The organism is Acinetobacter sp. CY05 (assembly GCF_059515805.1).
Window position 1 is genome coordinate 136,365 of sequence record NZ_JCAKMW010000002.1, and the last position, 20,619, is coordinate 156,983.

The following is a 20,619-nucleotide window of genomic DNA, read 5'->3' on the forward strand; positions in this document are numbered from 1 at the left end:
TTTATTATTTCTGACCTAAATATTGGCGTACTTTAGCGGCTTGTTGGGCATCGCTCCACCAATAATCAATGCCGGTCGATAATTTTGGTTTTTGTTTGGGTTGTTGATACATATTCCAATAGGCTAGCCAATTTTCGCCTTTACCATAAGTCGGAATTTGGTAAAAACCTGCCCGCAATAAACGATCCAGCACTTTAGTGCGTAACACCAATTGCTCACGATTTGGCGCACGAATCAGCTGTTGAATGGCATCATCAATCACCGGATTTTTAATGCCTGCATAATTGTAATTGCCCGGCTCATCAGCGGCTTTGGAGCTCCAAAACTGGGCTTGTTCATTGCCCGGATTTAAAGACTGCGGCAACACATTGGTGGTCATATCAAAATCGCTACGCCGCATACGCTCAATATATTGCGGTACATCAACATGCCGAATATTGACTTGAATACCCAAACGTTTGAGGTTGCGTACAAACGGCATTAAGGTACGCTGTAAACCATCTTGATGAATTAAAAATTCTAAGACAATCGGCTGACCTTTGGGGTCATGCAATTTGCCATTTTGGAAACGATAACCGGCTTTGAGTAATAAGCTACGCGCGGTGAGTAAATTATTGCGGTTAAAACCACTGGCATCTGAAACCGAATAACGCCAATTGGCAAGCACCCCTTGGCGCTGAATTGGATGCAGCTTGCTTAAATAGGGTTTTAAAATCGCAAGCTCTGCCTGACTTGGCGTGCCTTTGGCTTCAAGTTCACTATTGCTAAAATAGCTTTGTAGTCGTTGATATTGCCCATAAAACAAGGCTTTATTTTGCCATTCAAAGTCATAGGCATAGCTTAGCGCTTGGCGGAAACGAATATCTTGCATGGCTTTACGGCGGGTATTAAACACAAAGCTTTGCGTTGCAATTGGGTTTTGATGCTGGAAGCGATATTTGACCACCATGCCTTGCTTGATGGCAGGAAAATTATATTCCGTGACCCATTTACGTGCAGTATATTCTTCATGCAAGGTATATTGACCGGATTTAAAGCCTTCAAACGCCACATCTAAGTTGCGGTAATACACGTATTTAATTCGGTCAAAATTATAACGACCTTGATTGACCGCTAAATCTTTGCCCCAATAATTGGGGTTGCGTTTATAACTGATACTGCGTCCCGCATCAATTTTTTCAATCACATACGGCCCAGAGCCTAACATTGGTTGCATGGTAATGCGGCTAAAATCGCGCTTTTGCCAATCTTTGGCGGCATAAATGGGCATTTGCGCCAAAATTAGCGGCATTTCACTGTTATGTTTAGATTTTAAATGCATACGCACTTGATGGCGTCCCAACACCTCAACCCGTGCCAAATCTGACAAATACATCTGTAAACCAGGATTAGATTTGGTTAAATAGGCATCAAAGGTAAATTTTACATCATGTGCGGTGAGTGCGGAGCCATCACTAAACTTGGCTTTAGGATTTAAATCAAAAGTGACGGTAGTTAAGTTTTTCGGATCAAAACTGACCCGTTCCGCAAGTAACGGATACATCACCCCCGGTTCATCTAAGGATGAACTCATCAGGCTATCAAATAAATAATTGACCCCATCTGCCGCACTGCCCTTACCATTCATACTATTGAGATTATCAAAAGTGCCATTGGCGGCTGTCGTTAAGTAGCCGCCTTTAGGTGCATGAGGATTGGCATAGGGCATGGCACTACGCCCGCTATATTGCGGCTGACCATGCAGCGCAATATAAGGCGTCGTTTGCATGGCAGCCTGCAAGGGAGCTGCCACAACCAAAGCCACATAAGCCAACCAGCGCATCGCTATGCCTTAGAGATTTGGAACTTGAATGACTTGACCAATACGCAGCTGCGCATTTGGGGTCAGATTATTCAACTCAGCCAAAGCAGTTTGATCTAAGCCATAACGCCCTGCTAAACCAATTAAGGTATCCCCGCTTTTGACACGGTAATCACTGAATTTTTTCGGAATGTGAATGCTTTGCCCCACACGTAAACTCGCATTGCTGCTCAAATTATTTAAGCTGGCCAACTCGGAAACCGAGATACCTAAACGATTGGCAATAGCATATAGTGATTCACCTGCTTTGACCGTATGAGTTTCAGTATTGGTGCTTTTAATCACGGTTTTAGTGGCTATTGGCGTTGCCACTTGATCAGCTTTGCTGTCTCGCGCTTCAATCTCACCATCGAGTTTTAAACGCTGCCCGACCCGCACACTACTACTGGTTAAATTATTGAGCTGCATTAAGTAGCTGACTTGCAGATGATATTTGGCAGCAATACTACTCAGGTTATCGCCCGATTGGACCACATAGACCTCAGGCATTTTCACTGTGGTGGCGGTTTTATTGGCTATCGTTGTTTTGCTTGTGTTTTCAACTTTGGCTGGTGCTTCACCGGTCAATCGCAAACGCTGGCCTGCGCGTAAACCGTTACTGCGCTGAATAGCATTAAGATTGGCAATATAGTCCACGGTTAAATTATAACGACTCGCGATGCCACTTAAAGTATCGCCTGATTGCACGGTGTAACTTTCAGGCAGTGTATAGCCTGCAGGCACTGTTAAACTTTGGCCTGCACGTAAACTCGCATTCGTACTGAGCTGATTTAAGGCCGCCAATTCAGTCACAGAAATTTTGGCTTGCTGGGCAATACTGTATAAGCTGTCGCCACGTTGCACGCTATAAGACTCAACGTTGTAACTTGGCTCAAACTTAGCCTCTTTAACAGTTTCTTGAACAGCCTGATTTTCTTCTTTGACTGCTGTGGCAACAGCATTGACTGGCACATTAATTTTTTGTCCCGCCATCAAATTACTGCTTGCGCTTAAACCTGGGGTTAAATCTGCCAAGGCCTGATTACTCAAACCATAACGCGCTGCCAATACGCCTAGATACTCACCACGCTGTACAGTATACGTTTTGGTTTTTATACTACTTTTGCTCGAAGCAGTTTTTTCTCCTTCAAGCTTGGCTTTACTTGATGTATTTAGTTTAAGCTGCAATTTTTGACCAGTATAAATACCACTGGTCACGCTTAAATTATTGTAATCTGCTAACTCTTTTAGACTCAAACCATATTCATTGGCAATGCCAGTTAAAGTATCGTTGGCACGTACCGTATAGCTATTGGGTACAGTTTTTGGTTGAGGTTTTTCCAGTACAGGTGATTGTGGTTTAGCATCGTATAAATAAATGGTGGTTCCCACATATAACACGGCGTTGTCAGCAATTTGGTTCCATTTTGCCACATCACGCCAGTTGACCCCATGTTTCATGGCAATCATTTGCAGGTTGTCCCCTGGCATCACCACATAAGTCGAACGTTTACCTTTTGGTGCCACAACAACCACATCAGACTCGGTTTTAATGATGGTCTTGCCTTGGTTTAACTGTGCTTCCACAGAACTTGGACCGGTATTTTCGGCCACCCCTTTTGGATAAGAGAAACCTTTGGTCAGCTCTTGACCACTTTGTTCAGCAATGGATTGACTGGTTTGTAAAGCGGTGAGCTTAATTTTACCATCCACTGGATCAACAATTTCGGTGCCTTGTGGCGCCAGTTGTTTGAGCTCAGCCACCACTTGGGCTTGTTCAGCTTGTGAGGCAACAGGTTTTAACACCTCATCCACAGTTTTATTGTCACCCTCAGCGCGTACTGCCGCTAAGATTTGTTCACGCTCTTGCGAACTAATCGCAGGTTCGGTACGCACTGGCTGCACATTGGCAGCAGGAGTCACCGCTACAGGAATACGCGGTGCACTTGGAATATCCGTATTGGCAGCAAACGCAGCTAAAGCAGCCGAGCCTTGAGGCGTGGTGGTGCGTGTTGTGCTTGCTGTTGTCGTGCTTGGGGTCGATGTTACTGCGGTACTGGTCGGTTTTTGTGTATTGGCTAAAACCGGTGGTTGTGTTGTCTTGGTAGGTGTCACAGCCTTAAATGAACCACTTGGTGCTTTAGCTTGTGTGCTTGCCAACATACTACCGCTATGCAGGGTTTTTAAACGTGCATCAATTGTGGGACTCAGATCAGCTGGAATTAAAATTCGCATTGGGCTGCTGGCATCAATATGTTCACCACGATGGCCTGGGTTAAGTTGATATAACTCAGCACGGCTAAGGCCAGTAATACGGGCAATATCATTGAGTGCCACTGGGCCAACCTGAATTTCTCTAAAGTGCGGACGGTTAGCAATTGGCGGCAAGGTCACATTATAGGCACTTGGATTTTTAATAATTTGTGCCACCGCAATAAAGCGCGGTACGTAATACATGGTTTCTTGCGGTAATTTCAGTGACCAATAATCGGTAGGTAAACCTGCAGCCTTGTTACGGTTAATGGCTTGTTGAATACGACCTGGGCCTGCATTATATGAAGCCAGTGCCAATTCCCATGAACCAAACTGGTTATATAAACTCCCTAAAAACTCGTATGCTGCGCGGGTGGATTCCACCACATCACGACGACCATCATATTGACTGGTTTGTTTTAAACCATAAATCTTACCGGTACTTGGAATAAACTGCCACAGCCCTGCTGCTGCTGCCGAACTGGTGGCTGCTGGGTCATATGAACTTTCAATAATAGGTAATAAAGCCAGTTCTGTAGGTAAACCACGGCGCTCCGCTTCCTTAACCGTATGGTACAAATAGCGTGAGGCACGGGCGCTTAATCGATCAATATAAGGTTGACGCGAAATAAACCAACCACGCTGAGCATTAATGCGTGCATCGCTTCGGCTTAAATCCATTTTAAAACCGACCAGCATACGCTTCCAGACGTCGCCATGCTTTAATACCAACAAGCGGTCGCCTTCTACAGCACGCATATCGGTTGCCGAGAGTAAGTCTTCTAAGCCATCCATGCCTGTGGCACCGAGCATCTGTGATTGTTGTGCTTTAGTGGATGATGCTGAAGGTGCGGACGAACAACCGCTGATTCCTAATGCAACCAACGCTGAACCCAATACGGTCAGTTTAAAAAAAGGTCCTTTTGACTGCCACAGCTGCGTGGTTGCTTTATACATAAACAGAATCCAAAACTACGACTAAAATTATTGTTGAGAGTGGTCATTGTAGAGGAGCATGCCCCAGACTCAAGCGGATAATTTAGCGCGATTTGAGGATTAATGTTACAAGAATTTAAAAAAACTCCGCTTAAATGTATGCAAGCACAACACGCTCTGACTTTTCGGTTTACAATGTCGAGTTCTAAATTCTGCTGTTTTTGCCTACGGATCAAGTTATGACTGAAACAATCACTTTATATGTAGATGGCGCCTGTCGCGGCAATCCTGGCCTAGGTGGCTGGGGTGCCTATCTCATTTATGCTGATCAGTCTGAGAAAAAACTCTGTGGTGGTGAACATAATACCACCAACAATCGCATGGAGCTTACCGCTGCGATTGAAGGCATTCGTGCTTGCCCCAAAGAGGCGCACTTGATCATGTGGACGGATTCGACCTATGTACAAAAAGGTATTACCGAATGGATTGTGGGCTGGAAAAAGAAAAATTGGAAAGGCGTTAAAAATCCAGATCTTTGGCAAGCACTAGATCAAATTTGCCAAGGCCGCAGTATTGAATGGCATTGGGTCAAAGGTCATGCTGGACATGCCGGCAATGAAATGGCCGATCAACTGGCCAATTTAGGCGCAGACCAAACTGCACAAGGTCAAAGCACTACACCCCTCATAGCTCCAACAGCACCTGCAGCTGAACAGGATTGGCTCTTAGATGACCCTTTTGGCTTTGATTTGGCAGAAGATATGTTTGATGCCGAAGACCAATTTGAGCCAGAAACCGAAACGGAAACCGAAACCGAAACCGAAACCGAAACCGAAACCGAAACCGAAACCGAAACCGAAACCGAAACCGAAACCGAAACCGAGCCTAAAGCTCATTCAGCAGTTCATCCACAGATTGTCATGACTGAGGCCAAACTCGATTTACATGGCCCACGTCAGCTCATTTTAGATACTGAAACCACCGGTTTTTATTTCCAAGATGGTGACCGCATTGTGGAAGTCGGTGCAATTGAAATGATTAATCGCAAACTGACCGGTCGCTCGATTCATATTTATATCAATCCAGAAAAACCCGTGGGTGAATCAGAAAATATTCATGGTATTTCTGATGAATTTTTAAAAGACAAACCTAAATATGCCGAAATTGCGGATGTCTTATACGACTATTTAAAAGGCGCTGAAATTATTGCCCATAACGCAAACTTCGATATGAATTTCTTAGACATGGAGTTTGAGCGGGTCGGTTTAGGCAAGTTGTCTGCTGTCTGTAGCGTCACTGATACCTTGGCTATGGCCAAAGCCAAACATCCGGGGCAAAAAAACTCACTTGATGCTTTAGTGCGTCGTTATGAAATTCCAGAGCGTGACCGTACCTTCCACGGTGCCTTACTCGATGCCGAAATCTTAGCCGACGTGTATTTGGCCATGACTGGCGGTCAGGTTGCCTTTGATATTGAAGCACTCTCTCACAGCGAAGAATATAATGCTGGCGGTGGCCGAGTAGTTGAAGGAGATGGTTTGCCGGTGATTTTACCTTCTAGTCATGAATTAGAACAACATGAGAACTGGGTCAATAAATATTTAGAAAAGCATGGTCAACCTTGCTTTTTTGCTAAATAAAACTGCAATATTTGTAACTCTTTTGTATTTAAATACAAAGGAGTTACGTTATAGTGAAAGCAATAAACAAACAGTATGTGTGAGCATACCTTTACGGATAAAACTTTTAGGATAGGTGCAGATCCATGTCTTACCAAACCTCTATTCACTTTGACCCAACAGCCCTACTAATAATAAAAAATGAAGTAGATAGCTCAATTGATCTGGTTGAAGCTGCTGTTAGTAGCTTAGTTGAAGATCAAAACCTACCTTTTGGCATTGAAGACGCGCTGAATCAATTTGAACAATGTGCCCAAGTTTTGGCTCTGATTGACATGCCAAGTGTGGCAAACCTTGCACAATATTGTGCTGAATTAATGCGTAAAATTATGCACCAACCGGATGATATCCATCTACCGGATGTGGTGGCGTTAAGTGATGGAACCAGTTTACTCAAACGTTATATTGAGTTTATTTGCCTACGTGAAGTACAGATTCCACAGTTTTTATTGGCCACGCTCAATCGCCTAGAACTTGCCCTTGGCCGTCCACTTACGCAAGAAGGTCATCAACTGGCACCTTTATTGGCCTGTGTCACCCCAAACTTTCGTTTACCGGATGCACCAGATTTAGAAAAATCAGGCTATGTACAACGTCTTTACAAACTCTCTTTGGTTAAACTGCTGACTGAGCAACACAAAGCACTTGATTTACAAGCCATCAAAATCGTGGCCGCTTATCTTGCCTCTATGAGCACGAATACCCCAAGCCATCAATATTGGCAGCTGTTATTGGTGGCATTTAACTCTATTGAGCAACTGTCTTTAAATGGACCACGTTTACAGAGCATGATTGCCATTGAGCGTAATATTGCAGCGTTTTTAGCAGCGCCACAGCGCTATCAAGCTCCTTTGGATCAAGTGGCGAATGTTTTAAGCTTGTGTCTGAGCCAAGAAACGCCAATGTCCCAGCATATCCGTGAGCAACTTGGTGCTAGTGAAGATTTGCTTAGCGATACACAACTACAGGTCTTTAGCCGTCATTTATATGGTCCAGATTTTAATACTATCCATACCATGACTGAATTGGTTAGCCAAGAAATTAGCCAACTACGCAATGACATTGAATACAACTATCAAAATATGTCACCTGAGAAAGCCCAAGAATTGTCGGCCAAATTCCATGAACTGGCCAATATCTTTATGGTGCTAAATTTAAAAGACGCCGCTCAAGAACTACGTCGTCAAGCCCAATCACTTAATCCAAGCCATTTAAAAGATCCAAACTTTGCGCAGCAAGTCATGAATTGTATTCAATCAACCATGAACTCCATTGGAATTTTAGAGCGCCAACATACCTCTAGTCGTTTACAACTTAGCGTTAACAACATGAACATCTCTTTAGATCGTTTAGATGAAGCGCATGAAGTTTTACTCAATGAGACCAAAGCCTTGATTGAGCTGTCTAGTCAAAGTTTAGTCCAATATTTACAAAGCCAAGACTTAAGCACCTTAGAAGCGATTCCATCGCAATTACGTGAAATTGGGGGTGCCTTATTGTTCCTTAATGCAACATCAGGTCAACGTTCATTGAGCCTTACTGCTGATTTTATCCAAGCACGTTTAGCAGCACAGCAGCCTATTCATCCAACTGAAATGGATGCTTTGCTTGAGCCTTTAGCAAGTGCTGATATGTGGATTGACAATTTGAAAAATAAACAACCTGTTCTGCATAACATGTTTGATGTAGCATTACAAAGTAGTCAAAAACTGAAGAATGTTGCCTAATGTCAATCGCTTATATCTTTCATCAACAACAGCTGTTAGTCGATCAAAATTTTCAATTGCCTGAAGTTGAAAGACTCAGCAGCGATTTGGATTTAAATACGGGCAAGGATGTGATTGCCCGTGACTTACTGCCCGATGAAAGCATTCCTGAAGGTTTGCAATTGGTGCCCATTCGTCAATTGCTTACCCTCTGGAATAGCAAGCAGTTTGAGGATGCTAGCCGTGCTGTACAACTTCTAGAGTGGCGTCGTAATCATAAGTTTTGCAGCCATTGTGGCAACAAAACGGTGCCTCATAGCAAAGAATTTGCCATGATTTGCCCAAGTTGCAATTACCATCAATATCCACGGGTGCAACCTTGTGTGATTACGATTATTACTCGGGGTGATGACGAAGTGTTACTGGCACGTAATGCACGTAATCCACGCCCTGTATATGGTTTGATTGCAGGTTTTGTCGAAGTTGGTGAAACTTTAGAAGAAGCGGTACGCCGTGAAACTTTAGAAGAAGTGGGTATTGAAGTGAAAAACTTGCAATATTTGGCCAGTCAGCCATGGCCCTTTCCCAGTAATTTAATGTTAGCATTTCGTGCAGAATACGCCGGCGGCGAACTTCAATTACAAGAAGAAGAAATTGCCGATGCAGCTTTCTTTAAATTTGATCAACTGCCTGAAATTCCATTTGCAGGCAGTATTGCGCATGCCATGATCATGCATGTCACGCAAGGTCATCCTGTAGCAGACGACAGCAAAGCTTGGCTTTAAGGCAATGCTTGATCTAAAGCCTCTAGAATCTGCTTCTGGGTAGAAAAATAGCGGCAAAACAGCGGTGCCACCGACCCCATCAAACTAATATGCCCAGTACGCGGCACAGTAATAATGGCACTATGATTGCCTTTGGCTTTCAGTGCTTGATCAAAATCAATGGCATTTTTAGGATGCACGATGCTGTCATTGGCTGCCACAAATAAGTAATGTTGAATAGTATTCGCTTCAACAAAATAATAAGGCATGACATGGCGATAATGCAGCGTTTGATCAAAAGCATCCGCACATAAAGGATCACCTTTATAGTCAAAATGATATGGCCCTGCCAAACCAATGACGGCGCGAATATTCTCTCTACATGCCAGTGTATACGGTGTAGGATGATAAAGCGCCGACATGACATTAAATGCCCCTGCGGAATGTCCCATTAGCACAATATTTTGTGTAGAAATCTGATGCTGCTGTTGCTGGGCATGCAAATAGTTTAAAGCCAAGCTTAAATCATCAATTGAGCTTGGAAAAATATGGGCGGGTGCGAGGTGATAGTTAATCACCGCCACATGAAAGCCTTGCTCAGCAAAAGCCGCCCCGACAAAGCGATAATCTTGTTTATCCCCATGTGACCATGCCCCACCATGTACAAATACCAGTAAAGGCTGGCTTGGCCGAGGTTGGTGAGTGACATATAAATCCAGCATTTGCCGTGTGGCTTGCCCATATTTGATGTCACTTTGTAGCTGATAACCTGTTTTCGCAACAAAATGATTGACTGCGTAAGTGCCCAAATCATAAAGACGAAAATCTTTGTAGCGCTCGCGTGCTATAGCAAATTTTTGCTTAAATTGATGTAAATTCAATTTAGAGCCCATAGCTTGGCTCTTGCTGTTCAGGGTCAATCGCAACAGGTGTAGCAACACTTGGTTGTGACACTGGGGCAGTTAAATAATTACTGTTACTATTGGCTTGTTGTTCAATATTATCCACCAAGGTCACAATTTTACTCACGTTACCAACTTGCTGTAACACTCGATTCAAGTCTTCAATTTCAGGGCTATTTAAGCGTCCCATCACATACAAGACGCCATTTTCAGTATGTACACGTACTTTAGAATCTGCCACCACAGGTGCTTTCATCAGTAAGCCACGGGTATTAGCGGTTACAGTGGTGTCTTGCATAATGGTGCTATAACCAATTTGGCTGCCCACCGTAATAAAATTATGTACGGTTTTTACATCAGTCATGGCGCGTACATTGTCTTCTGCCAATTGTTTTAAATGCTGATCAGGCACTTGGCCAGTTAAAAGTACATTGCCATGAAAGCTTTCAACATTGACACGGGATTGATTAAAACGGGCATCGAGCTTATACAGATTAATTTTTGCTGTACGTTCAATTGAAGAGTCAATAAATACTTGACCCAGCGAACGCGCGCCACTGTCCACACCCACAGGCGCACTGCCTGTGCCTTGAGAAATAAAACTCGCACAGCCAGATAAACTGGCCACACATACTACAGTTACAGCAATACGGCTAAACACGCGATCCGTCTCCTCGTCCACTTGTTATTGTCAACATTTTCAAAGCCTAATCAAGTTTGTATCAAAAGTAAAAGCATTTTCAATCCAAGCCAAATCATAAGCGCTAGGCAAAAATGACTGCTGTGGTATTTTTGCAATAGGTTGTAAAAAGTCGATACAAATCACATCAAAACGCAGTGCATATGAGTTAAATTGTGGATATTGCTGTAAAAACAATAAAGCGGTATGCATAATTTTGCCTTGTTTGGCGCGGCTAATGACTTCATTGGCCATTCCCCACTGCGTAGGTTGACGCGCTTTGACTTCCACAAAAATTAATTCATCTTGACGGGTCATAATTAAATCAATTTCACCAAAACGGCTATGATAATTGCGCTGTAGCATCTTAAAACCGTGCCGTTCTAAGTAAGTTTGGGCGTGTTGTTCTGCCCATTGACCCAACATTTGGTTGAAGCTCATTCCTTGTTCCTTAGCAATTGCCTGTAATCTACACCCTCTCAGGCACTATTTTCGGGTAAAATAGCCGATTGCCTGTATTTTTATTGTTGAGGAGAGTTGCATGAGTGCTCAGTTATTTGTGGTCGCTACGCCAATTGGGCATTTAGATGACATCACCTATCGTGCGATTGACGTATTAAAGTCGGTCACTATTATTGCCGCTGAAGATACCCGCACCTCAGCGCAACTGCTGAAACATTTTAATATTAATACGCCTTTGACCGCCTGTCATGAGCACAATGAAAGCAACAAGATTGATTTGCTGATTCAGCGTTTATTAAATGGTGAAAACATGGCGCTCATTAGTGATGCAGGAACGCCTTTGATTAGCGATCCGGGTTTTAAATTGGTACGGGCCGCACAAGAAAACGGTATTCGTGTGATTCCTGTCCCTGGGGCATGTGCAGCCATTGCTGCCCTAAGCGCTGTGGGCCTACCAAGTGACCGCTTTAGTTTTGAAGGTTTTTTGCCCTCTAAGCAATCTCAACGCTTGTTACATCTCAATCGTTTAAAAGATGAAACACAAACTTTAATTATTTATGAAGCGCCACATCGTATTTTAGATTGTGTACAAGATATGGCAGATGTATTCGGTGGCGATCGTCCTGTAGGTTTTGCGCGTGAGATTACCAAAACCTTTGAAACCATTAAAAAAATGACTTTGGCTGACTTGGTAGAATTTATTAAGAATGACCATCATCAGCAAAAGGGTGAAATTGTGTTAGTCATTGGTGGTGCTACAGTTGAAAAAGATTTAGAACAAGAAAAACTCGATCAATTATTAACGCGTTTATTGCAAGATTTATCGGTCAAAGCTGCTTCGCAGTTGGCAGCCGATTTAACGGGTATTAAAAAGAAAGTCGCTTATCAACGTGCACTAGAGCTCACCGACAAAGCATAAAAAAAGGCCTCGCAATTGCGAGGCTTTTTTTAGTCACGTACATTTTCATCGGCAGGCACTTCGGTGATACGACCACCCCGTGCTAAGAATGCTGCCACTTCATCTTCTAAAGCTTGGCGTTGCTTTTGTTTCGCCGTTACAGTGAGTGTTTCTGCTTCAGCAAGATCTGTATCGCTTGGTGCATCTTCACTGACACTCGCGCCTTTTTCTGCGGCTTTCGCTTCGTCTTCGTCTACCGCAATTTCGTCTACTTCATCATAATCATTGGCATCAGTCATTATAATCTCCCCAGAATGACATCATCTTTAAATTATGAAGAAATTTAGCAAGCAATTGGCCTTTCGCCTAGTAGTATGAGTAACAAAATTGTACTTTTTTTAATCAAAATCGTAACCATTTCTTGATGACTGCACAAAAAACGAGTGACTTAGGCTATATAGCATAACGAGTATTTTTCAAACCATTTAAACCGGCCGCTTGCTGCATAAATAAATCTTTAGCTAACGCAGACTGCTCAACGGTTTTTAGCCCAAAATTACGTGCCCAAACCACAGGGGTCAAACGACTTGTTTCTAGCCAACCCAGTAGCGACATACTGTGCATCATGGCTTCATTTTGCCCTTTACGTCGATGTTCATAATGTCTTAAGGTTTGTAGATGCGCCCACACGCCACGTTCACGATCGCGTAATAAGGCATCACAGAGTACCGCAGCATCAAGGCAACCAATATTCACCCCTTGACCTGCCAACGGATGAATCACATGCGCAGCATCCCCAATCAGCGCTAAACCATCGCGTACATAGGTTTTGGCTGCACGGGCTTTAAGCGGGAAAGTCGCACGCGGTGTCGCTTGTAATACTGCGCCTAACATATGCTGACTTTCTAAGCTGAGTAATTGGCAAAATGCAGCATCATCTAAGTTGGCATATTCTTCGGCATAGTCATCAGGCAAGGTCCAAACAATCGATTGCCAATAGCCGTCTTGTTCAGGCTGCAAACTTGCCATAGGTAAGTAGGCCAAAGGACCCGTTTCTAAAAAGATCTGCCGTGCCACATGTTGATGTGGCTTTTCGGTACGAATCGCGCAGCTTAAACCAGCCTGTTGATAATCTAAGACATCTAAGTCTATAAAGGCCTGTTCACGCACAAAGGAATTAGCACCATCAGCACCAATCACTAACTTGGTGGTGAGCTTTGTGCCATCTGCTAAATGAATAAACCAGACGCCATTGCCCTGCTCAACGCGCAGCACCTTGACGTGGGTACGGTAATCCTGCACCGCGCTTTGCATTTGGCTTTGAATCGCGAGATTTAAAATGCTTGGCTCAACCATTGACCCTAAAATATGCGCTTGCCACGGCGTCTGAGCACTTGCTTGCCCAAACATAATCTCACCATAGCCATTTTTATTCCACACCTGCATGCCGCTATAGGGCATGTGACGTGCAATATGCGCCCATACGCCAGCGGTTTTAAGTAAATGAATACTAGCTTGGCTTAAAGCCAACACCCGTGAATTGGGCTGCGCTAACACACGTTTAGCCTCCAACACAGGCGCTGCATCTAAAACCGTCGCTTGTACCCCGCCCTGCGCCAGCAATAGTGTAGTAAGACCACCTACTAGACCACCGCCAATAATGACAACGTCTAAGACCTGATCTGTCATGCTTTAAGCCCCATGGCATAGTTGGCAACTAAGGGTTTAAAGCCCGGAATGGTTTCAAATGCCACAAGACCTGTGTTACGAATCAGTTTTAAAATAATATTTTGATTGCTAAAACCGCGCACCACTAAATCACAAAAACGGATCACGCGTTGTTGATCTTTGAGTCTGGCTTGCTCATAAGCTTTGAGCATACTTGGTTCACCAATATCGCGTTGCTCGGCCAATTGCTCGGTCAAGAAACGGCGCAACACATACGCATCACGTAAACACAAGTTAAAGCCTTGGCCTGCTACAGGATGAATAGTATGCGCTGCATTGCCCATCAATACCACACGCCCCACGGCTTGTTTTTCGGCTAACACTTGTGACAATGGATAACTAAAACGTTTACCGGTTTTTTCAAATTTACCTGCGCGGTCGCCATAGGTTTGCTGTAAAGCATTTAGGAACTGCTGATCATTTTCTTCACCCAGCCACTCATGCTCGGTGCCTTTTTTGACCGGCCACACCACAGAACGACGATATTCACCCGGTACAGGCAACAAAGCCAATGGCCCTAAGGCACTAAAGCGTTCAAAACCAATATGTTGATGTGGCTTTGAGGTTTGTACAGTCGTGACAATGGCAACTTGGTCATATTCATGGGTAGAAAAACCAATGCCTAAAGCTTTACGACAGAATGAATCACGTCCGTCGGCGGCAATCACCAATGGCGCTGCAATCTTTAACATTTCATCAGCACGTTTAGCTTCAATGTAAGCGTGGTCTTGATCTTGCGTTAATGCGGTCACTTGTACCCCATCAATCAGTTCAATATTTGCATGCTGCCGCGCTTGGCTGAGTAGAATACGACCAAGCCATGCATTTTCAATCACTTGACCAAAGCTTTCGACTTTTTCTTTTTCAGCAATTAAGCGTGCCTTACCAAAACTGCCTTGTTCGCTAATATCCACTTGTAAAATTGGAGTGGCATATTGTTGCAAGACATCCCATAAACCCAATTCTTGATAAATTTGTACACTACGACGTGACAATGCAGTATTTCGGGCATCAAAACTTGAGTGATACGGGGCTAAATTGGCATCATCATAATTTGGATATGAAATCGCTTCTAACAGCTTCACATGAATGTCAGCTTTGGCCAGCATGAGTGCCAAACTTAAGCCCACCATTCCACCACCAACGATGACAACTTGTTGTTGCAACATATGCATTCCCTAAAATAAAAAAGTCTTATTATGCTTGCGCCATCAGCGCTTCGATATCTTCTACTGTTTTGACCACAGCTTGAGTTAGTACCAATGGGCCATTGGCAGTTGCCACTACATCATCTTCAATACGAATACCAATACCACGCCATTTTTCATCGACTGTCTCATCGTCTGGCGCGATATAAAGTCCTGGCTCTACTGTGACCACCATACCTTCTTCGTAGTTACGCCATTCACCATCGACTTTATAGCGTCCAACGTCATGCACATCCATACCGAGCCAATGCCCTGTACCATGCATATAAAATTGACGATAAGTTTCTTGGGCAATAATTTTTTCTTTATCGCCTTGCATAATGCCTAGATCAAGTAAGCCTTGTACCAAAATATCCACTGCTACATGGTGCGGCTCTTTATAAGAATTACCAACTTGTACTGCATTAATCGCGGCAATTTGTGCATCTAATACAATGTTATACAGGGCTTTTTGTTCTGGGCTAAATTTACCATTCACTGGGAAAGTACGGGTAATGTCTGAGGCATACAGTTCATATTCACAGGCTGCATCAATTAAAACCAAATCACCGTCTTTCAGCTCTTGGTTATTTTCCACATAATGCAAAATACAGCCATTTTGACCACCACCGACAATACTGTTATATGACGGCACGCAACCATGTTGACCAAATACATAGTTGAGCTCAGCTTCCAGCTGATACTCCATCATGCCCGGTTTCACCGCTTGCATCGCACGGGTATGTGCTTGGGCAGAAATGTCTGAGGCAATTTGCATTAAGGCAATTTCTTGCGCGTCTTTATGCAGGCGCATTTCATCTAATAATGCATCAAGTTGCACAATTTTTTCTGGGGCACTGGTGCCACGGCGTGATTCACCGTTGGCACTGGCAATCCATTTGGCTACCCGTGCGTCAAATGCTGCATTTTGACCCACGCGATAATACAACTGATCTTTATCGAGAAACTTCTCAATGATTTCTTCGTCAAGTAGCTCAATGGCATAGGCTTCATCAGCCTCAAAGTCGTCAATCGCGCCATCGACCCCTGCACGATAACCATGCCAAATTTCCATGTCACGATCACGTTCACGGCAGAACAAGCTATAGCTATAACCTTCCTCGAGATCATCAAAGGTTTCAATCACTGCCACAGCTTCAGGTTCAGCAAATCCAGTTAAATAGAAAAAGCTACTATCGGCACGGAATTTGTAATCGGCATCACGGTTACGCATATACACCTGATTGGTGGCAATAATCGCAATACTACGTGGTCCCATCTGTTCGGCTAAACGATCACGACGGGCTTGAAAATCAGCTTGAGTCAGTTTTGTCATTGAGAAGTTCTTCTTAAAAAGTTGTGTTTGCCTTAGCTTGGACGATGCGGGGTAAACATTTCCACCACATCTTGTGCAGTTTCACCATTCATCGCTGCAGCAATACGAGATTTTGCTTGGTAATTTTGTAACAAAGAACTCTCAGCCACTGCAACCTTTTTACGTCCCATCGACAAGCTAATTGGAATTAAACGTACAAACTCATACAACTCAAGATAGCTTTGCTCACCCTCTTCGTCATTGTCTGATTCGTCAAATTCAACCGCCGCAACATCTTGCAGATGTTCAATTAATTCTAGTTCATCAGGACGGATATGACCTGATGCCAAACCAAAACCTAGCACCACGCCTGCAGCCCAATCCGCCAAGGCTTGTACACGCTCTGCGAGAGGATGTTCATCATCTGGCAGCAAAGGTAAATAATCCAGCTCATCTTCAGATAAAGCATGTGAGATATCTTCACCTTCTTGTGCCAATAGCTCTAAGCCTTCATCATCAAGTGCGGGCACATTGAGTGTAGCTAGGATTTGCTGCCATTCATCTGCCGTTGGTGACTCAGTCACACACACCACACCTGTAACTAAACCATGTAATTCGCTTGGGCTTGAAATTTCTTCAATCTCAGCAAAATTACCTTCCCACTCGTTCCAACCTGAAATATCGTCTTGCATTCGCTTATCCAATCTCTATACTTCGTATATATTACCTTTGTTTGCAATACTGTGCGACTCCGTTATGTTAGAAGAATTACAGCGTCTTCAGGCGCATATTGGTGCGTTAAAGACGCGCCTTGATCACTATGAGCAAGAAAATCAACTGCTGCATAGCGCCAAAGCAACCGAGGCCGAGCAACATCATGCCGAAATTGTGCAAAAAACTGGCATTATCACGCAAAAGCAGCAGGAAATTGATCAACTGACTGAAAAAGCCAGCCAAACTAATAAGCAATTGAAGCAAATGACTCACGATGCTGCCGCACTTGCTGATCGATATAATCGTTTAGAAAAAAGCTGTACTGATCTAAAAAACCGCTTTCAAGAGATTTTATCAGAGCGTAATGAGCTGCGTACGCTACAAGAAAAGTTACAAAATGAGCAGCGCCAAAGTCAGCTAGAAATTAATGCTTTGCAACAAGAACGTGGCCGTTTGCTACAAAAAAATGAATTAGCACAAGCCAAAGTGGAAGCCATTATTCAACGCTTAAATATTTTGGGAACTGCTCAAGATAAACATGCCGATGAAATTGGCAAATTAGCTGAACTCAGCGATCGGAATGAGGGCGTATAAATGAGTGAGCAAATTCCCGTAGAACTTCGTGTACTTGGACACAGTTTTCGTTTAGCTACAACACCAGAAAAACAGCCTGAGCTTGAACGTGCAGTTGAACTGTTAAACGAGAAATATGAAGAGTTTCGTCGTAAAGCACCACGCATGGAACCAAGTAAGTTGATTATTATGGTGGCCCTAGAATTAATGCAAGAAGTGTTATCATTAAACAAAAGTGTACAAGAATATGAACACTGCGAAATTTTGCTCAGCAATGTATTAGCTGAGTTGGATCAATATGTTGCTGAAAAAAATCCACTGCCACAAAGCAATTAATTTTGTACAAACTCTAGACAGTTGTAATGCAAGTTTACATTGTTTGGCATACAAAAAGTTGCCAAGCGCATAACTTCAGTTATACTTGCCCTACGTCTGAGGTGTACGCCAGCGGGTCTATTCCCCTGAGCCGATACTTAAACTTACGGATTGTGTTCTGCATATTTAGAGCGTATGCCCACCTCGAGTGGGAAACCCAGCAAGTATGCGTCGCGTCCACCTTGAACTCTTCGGGTTCAAGGGTAATGACATGCAGCGGCACCGTCGGATAAAAAATTCTGTAAAAATCCCAGCATCTACAGCTGGGATTTTTTTGCCTTATACAAAACGCGGCATACCTATCTTATGGGGCTCACTAAAAGTTTAACCCCCTAGCATACGGTGGTGCTCAGCTTCAGCTTGACGTAATTCATCATAATAAGCAGGGTTAAAACTACATGCACTGAACAATGTTGCCAATAATGCAACGTAAATCACCTTTAACATAGCTCGACCTATCTGAGTTCATGAGAAGACTTTTCTTGACTACGCAATATAAATAAAACACAAAGATAGGTAAAACCATTTAATTGAATAAAATTAATCTAAAAAACAAATTAAACCTTTGCTACATTTTTGTGACTTAACTCAACACAATCATGGCTTAAAATAAATGCTCTGTTAAATACAGAAATACAGTAGGCAAGGATTGTCCTACATGAGTAAAACAACAATCAAACGCTCAAACTTCCTTCCACACTTCTGACTTTATAAACTTTGTTATATTTTGAGCGCTATTGATACCAACTGTATAGGTGGATCTATGTTGAACTATAAAATATTACTCCTCACAGCCTCAGTTTTGGCTTTAGCCGGTTGCCACAAGCAAGTTAAACCACCCTCCTACATTGAAGTTCCACCCACTCAACCTGGTTCACCACCAGTTGATTACATTAACTTAACTTCAGATACTTTATTTAAATTTAATGGCTCGAGTTCAAACGATCTATTACCTGCAGGCCGCGCCAAATTAGATGAAATTGCCCAAGGTCTAAAAGCGCGTTATGTCTCGATTCAACATATTGAATTGGTGGGTCATACCGATCGCCTAGGACAGGCTCAATACAACTATAACTTAGGAATGAAACGTGCTAAAACTGTCTATGATTATTTACACAGTCGTGGTATTCCAACCACCATCATGTCCTACAAGAGTGCGGGCGAGAATCAACCTGTAACCGATGGTTGTCCAAATGTCAGCCCACGCGCTAATTTAATTCAATGCTTACAACCAGATCGACGAGTTAGTATTGGAATTCAAGGGGTTAAACGTTAATTTTCATGTAAAAACTCAGCTAATTTAGCTGAGTTTTTACTTTAATATTCAAGTTAATCATTTCACAGCATTTATTTAAAATTGTTACATACATCACAATAAAAGGCTTTTTTTTTAAGATTAAGTCATTTTTTTCTGCTTAAGCTTATTTTTTTTACCAAAATATTTTTTTATTTTACATAGACTTATTTAGGTATCTACATTTTATTCAGTTTTAGCTAGTGTTCATAATTTATACATTGATCTAAAATAATCACAAGGTCATCAGACTGTAATCTTACGAGAGCATTTTGTTAAGCCAAGAGCTAGAAAAAATCATTTAAATAAGTTAACCATACTTGGCTATAAAATGTACTAAAAACTATAAGCGGATGCGCGCAGCATTGCAGTGTATTCAAGTGAAAATAACAACTATAGGTTGAACTATGTTAAATAAAATCATCATTGCTTCGGCGCTCGTCGTGGGACTGTCTGCCTGTACGAGCAAGCCTTATGACTATAGCCAGCCCCCTAAACCGGCTGATTATAGTAAGCCGGCAAACATCTATCCACCGTTTCAAGTTCAACATGCAGGCGCTAAGCCGCTTTATGTACAACGTGATAGTAAGCTATGCCCACCTGATACTTTAGATAAGCAAAAATGTCCAACTTATTTTTATATCAATGATCATAAAGTTGCCGACTTTTACGCCAACAACACCGGTTCTTTCTACGTTAAGCCAGAAACGTATACCTTAAAAGTACGTAACTGTAACACGGGTAAATGTTTGGTGGATGAAGTCAAAATCTGTGTCAATGATGGCTTACGTGACAATAAGCTTGTGTTATCTTTAGACGAAAATAACCGTCCAATTATTAACCACAGCAGTGGCAGCAAAAATATTAACTGTGAAAAACCAGTACCACCACCACCGCCACCACCAGAGTTCATCAACCTAGCAGCAGATACCTTGTTTAAGTTTGACAAATACAATGCTGAAGACTTATTACCAGCAGGTCGTGCTAAGTTGGACGAAGTGTCTGATGTGATCCGCAATGGTTATGTTTCTGTACATTCTATTGAGTTAATTGGTCATACTGACCGTTTAGGTTCAGATCAATACAACTATACCTTAGGTATGAACCGTGCTAAGACAGTACGTGAATATTTAGCAACACGTGGCGTACCTGCGCATTTATTAACCCATTCAAGTGCTGGTGAAACTCAACCTGTAACCAATGGCTGTCAAGGTGTAGCACCACGTGCGAAGTTAATTGAATGTTTACAACCTGATCGCCGTGTAACCGTCGCGATTCGTGGTGTAAAAAAAGTAAAATAATTCTATGATCCTG

General features: G+C 42.9%; 19 protein-coding genes and 1 other RNA gene. 9 read left to right on the forward strand and 11 right to left on the reverse strand.

The window, feature by feature from the left end; all coding sequences use genetic code 11:
* Positions 1 to 4: 4 nt before the first annotated feature.
* On the reverse strand, positions 5 to 1,822 hold the full coding sequence (locus AC5YCD_RS03070) for an extracellular solute-binding protein (protein ID WP_496128645.1): 1,818 nt from the start codon (positions 1,820 to 1,822) through the stop codon (positions 5 to 7).
* A gap of 9 nt (positions 1,823 to 1,831) precedes the next feature.
* Positions 1,832 to 5,050 (reverse strand): lytic transglycosylase, encoded by a 3,219-nt coding sequence (locus AC5YCD_RS03075; RefSeq protein ID WP_496128646.1) that lies wholly within the window; start codon positions 5,048 to 5,050, stop codon positions 1,832 to 1,834.
* Between the two features lie 218 nt (positions 5,051 to 5,268).
* On the opposite strand from AC5YCD_RS03075, the gene dnaQ reads away from it, so the two are divergent.
* The 3 genes from dnaQ (at position 5,269) to nudC (ending at position 9,199) form a co-directional block, all read left to right on the forward strand.
* Positions 5,269 to 6,669 carry a DNA polymerase III subunit epsilon gene (gene dnaQ / locus AC5YCD_RS03080; RefSeq protein ID WP_496128647.1) on the forward strand — a complete coding sequence of 467 codons (1,401 nt, stop codon included), beginning with the start codon at positions 5,269 to 5,271 and terminating at the stop codon, positions 6,667 to 6,669.
* 125 nt (positions 6,670 to 6,794) lie between these two features.
* Entirely contained in the window at positions 6,795 to 8,435 is a 1,641-nt protein-coding gene (locus AC5YCD_RS03085; protein ID WP_496128648.1) for a chemotaxis protein, read from the forward strand.
* Positions 8,435 to 9,199, forward strand: coding sequence for an NAD(+) diphosphatase (nudC, locus tag AC5YCD_RS03090; RefSeq protein ID WP_496128649.1), 765 nt, complete (start codon positions 8,435 to 8,437; stop codon positions 9,197 to 9,199). Before AC5YCD_RS03085 ends, nudC begins: the two co-directional genes overlap by 1 nt.
* On the opposite strand, the gene AC5YCD_RS03095 is transcribed toward nudC, so the two are convergent.
* The 3 genes from AC5YCD_RS03095 to AC5YCD_RS03105 are packed head-to-tail and all read right to left on the reverse strand — an operon-like array spanning position 9,196 to position 11,200.
* Positions 9,196 to 10,071 carry an alpha/beta hydrolase gene (locus tag AC5YCD_RS03095; protein ID WP_496128650.1) on the reverse strand — a complete coding sequence of 292 codons (876 nt, stop codon included), beginning with the start codon at positions 10,069 to 10,071 and terminating at the stop codon, positions 9,196 to 9,198. The two genes, nudC and AC5YCD_RS03095, sit on opposite strands and share 4 nt — an antisense overlap.
* On the reverse strand, positions 10,061 to 10,741 hold the full coding sequence (locus tag AC5YCD_RS03100) for a BON domain-containing protein (RefSeq protein WP_496128777.1): 681 nt from the start codon (positions 10,739 to 10,741) through the stop codon (positions 10,061 to 10,063). Before AC5YCD_RS03100 ends, AC5YCD_RS03095 begins: the two co-directional genes overlap by 11 nt.
* Positions 10,742 to 10,780: 39 nt before the next feature.
* Positions 10,781 to 11,200: a YraN family protein gene (locus AC5YCD_RS03105; protein ID WP_496128651.1), complete on the reverse strand. Its 420-nt coding sequence runs from the start codon at positions 11,198 to 11,200 to the stop codon at positions 10,781 to 10,783.
* 100 nt (positions 11,201 to 11,300) lie between these two features.
* On the opposite strand from AC5YCD_RS03105, the gene rsmI reads away from it, so the two are divergent.
* On the forward strand, positions 11,301 to 12,140 hold the full coding sequence (gene rsmI / locus AC5YCD_RS03110) for a 16S rRNA (cytidine(1402)-2'-O)-methyltransferase (RefSeq protein WP_496128652.1): 840 nt from the start codon (positions 11,301 to 11,303) through the stop codon (positions 12,138 to 12,140).
* A 29-nt stretch (positions 12,141 to 12,169) separates the two neighbouring features.
* On the opposite strand, the gene AC5YCD_RS03115 is transcribed toward rsmI, so the two are convergent.
* The 5 genes from AC5YCD_RS03115 to AC5YCD_RS03135 all read right to left on the reverse strand — a co-directional run bounded on the left by AC5YCD_RS03115 (position 12,170) and on the right by AC5YCD_RS03135 (position 17,041).
* The gene (locus AC5YCD_RS03115) at positions 12,170 to 12,418 is read right to left on the reverse strand and encodes a hypothetical protein (protein WP_496128653.1); all 249 of its coding nucleotides are present in this window, start codon (positions 12,416 to 12,418) and stop codon (positions 12,170 to 12,172) included.
* Between the two features lie 154 nt (positions 12,419 to 12,572).
* Positions 12,573 to 13,808 carry an FAD-dependent monooxygenase gene (locus AC5YCD_RS03120; RefSeq protein WP_496128654.1) on the reverse strand — a complete coding sequence of 412 codons (1,236 nt, stop codon included), beginning with the start codon at positions 13,806 to 13,808 and terminating at the stop codon, positions 12,573 to 12,575.
* A complete protein-coding gene (ubiH, locus tag AC5YCD_RS03125; RefSeq protein WP_496128778.1) occupies positions 13,805 to 15,013 on the reverse strand; it encodes a 2-octaprenyl-6-methoxyphenyl hydroxylase in 1,209 nt (402 codons plus the stop codon). Before ubiH ends, AC5YCD_RS03120 begins: the two co-directional genes overlap by 4 nt.
* Before the next feature lie 31 nt (positions 15,014 to 15,044).
* The gene (gene pepP, locus AC5YCD_RS03130; protein WP_496128655.1) at positions 15,045 to 16,370 is read right to left on the reverse strand and encodes a Xaa-Pro aminopeptidase; all 1,326 of its coding nucleotides are present in this window, start codon (positions 16,368 to 16,370) and stop codon (positions 15,045 to 15,047) included.
* A 32-nt stretch (positions 16,371 to 16,402) separates the two neighbouring features.
* A complete protein-coding gene (locus AC5YCD_RS03135) occupies positions 16,403 to 17,041 on the reverse strand; it encodes a UPF0149 family protein (RefSeq protein ID WP_496128656.1) in 639 nt (212 codons plus the stop codon).
* A gap of 64 nt (positions 17,042 to 17,105) precedes the next feature.
* On the opposite strand from AC5YCD_RS03135, the gene AC5YCD_RS03140 reads away from it, so the two are divergent.
* The 3 genes from AC5YCD_RS03140 (at position 17,106) to ssrS (ending at position 18,247) form a co-directional block, all read left to right on the forward strand.
* Positions 17,106 to 17,657: a hypothetical protein gene (locus AC5YCD_RS03140; RefSeq protein ID WP_496128657.1), complete on the forward strand. Its 552-nt coding sequence runs from the start codon at positions 17,106 to 17,108 to the stop codon at positions 17,655 to 17,657.
* Complete coding sequence (locus tag AC5YCD_RS03145) at positions 17,658 to 17,972, forward strand: cell division protein ZapA (RefSeq protein ID WP_496128658.1); 315 nt, start codon at positions 17,658 to 17,660, stop codon at positions 17,970 to 17,972.
* A gap of 90 nt (positions 17,973 to 18,062) precedes the next feature.
* A non-coding RNA gene (gene ssrS / locus AC5YCD_RS03150) (6S RNA) lies at positions 18,063 to 18,247 on the forward strand.
* An 88-nt stretch (positions 18,248 to 18,335) separates the two neighbouring features.
* Here ssrS and AC5YCD_RS03155 read toward each other — a convergent pair.
* Positions 18,336 to 18,458 carry a hypothetical protein gene (locus tag AC5YCD_RS03155; RefSeq protein WP_496128659.1) on the reverse strand — a complete coding sequence of 41 codons (123 nt, stop codon included), beginning with the start codon at positions 18,456 to 18,458 and terminating at the stop codon, positions 18,336 to 18,338.
* A 316-nt stretch (positions 18,459 to 18,774) separates the two neighbouring features.
* On the opposite strand from AC5YCD_RS03155, the gene AC5YCD_RS03160 reads away from it, so the two are divergent.
* Both AC5YCD_RS03160 and AC5YCD_RS03165 read left to right on the forward strand, forming a co-directional pair.
* On the forward strand, positions 18,775 to 19,287 hold the full coding sequence (locus AC5YCD_RS03160) for an OmpA family protein (RefSeq protein ID WP_496128660.1): 513 nt from the start codon (positions 18,775 to 18,777) through the stop codon (positions 19,285 to 19,287).
* Between the two features lie 425 nt (positions 19,288 to 19,712).
* On the forward strand, positions 19,713 to 20,606 hold the full coding sequence (locus AC5YCD_RS03165) for an OmpA family protein (protein ID WP_496128661.1): 894 nt from the start codon (positions 19,713 to 19,715) through the stop codon (positions 20,604 to 20,606).
* Positions 20,607 to 20,619: the final 13 nt, after the last annotated feature.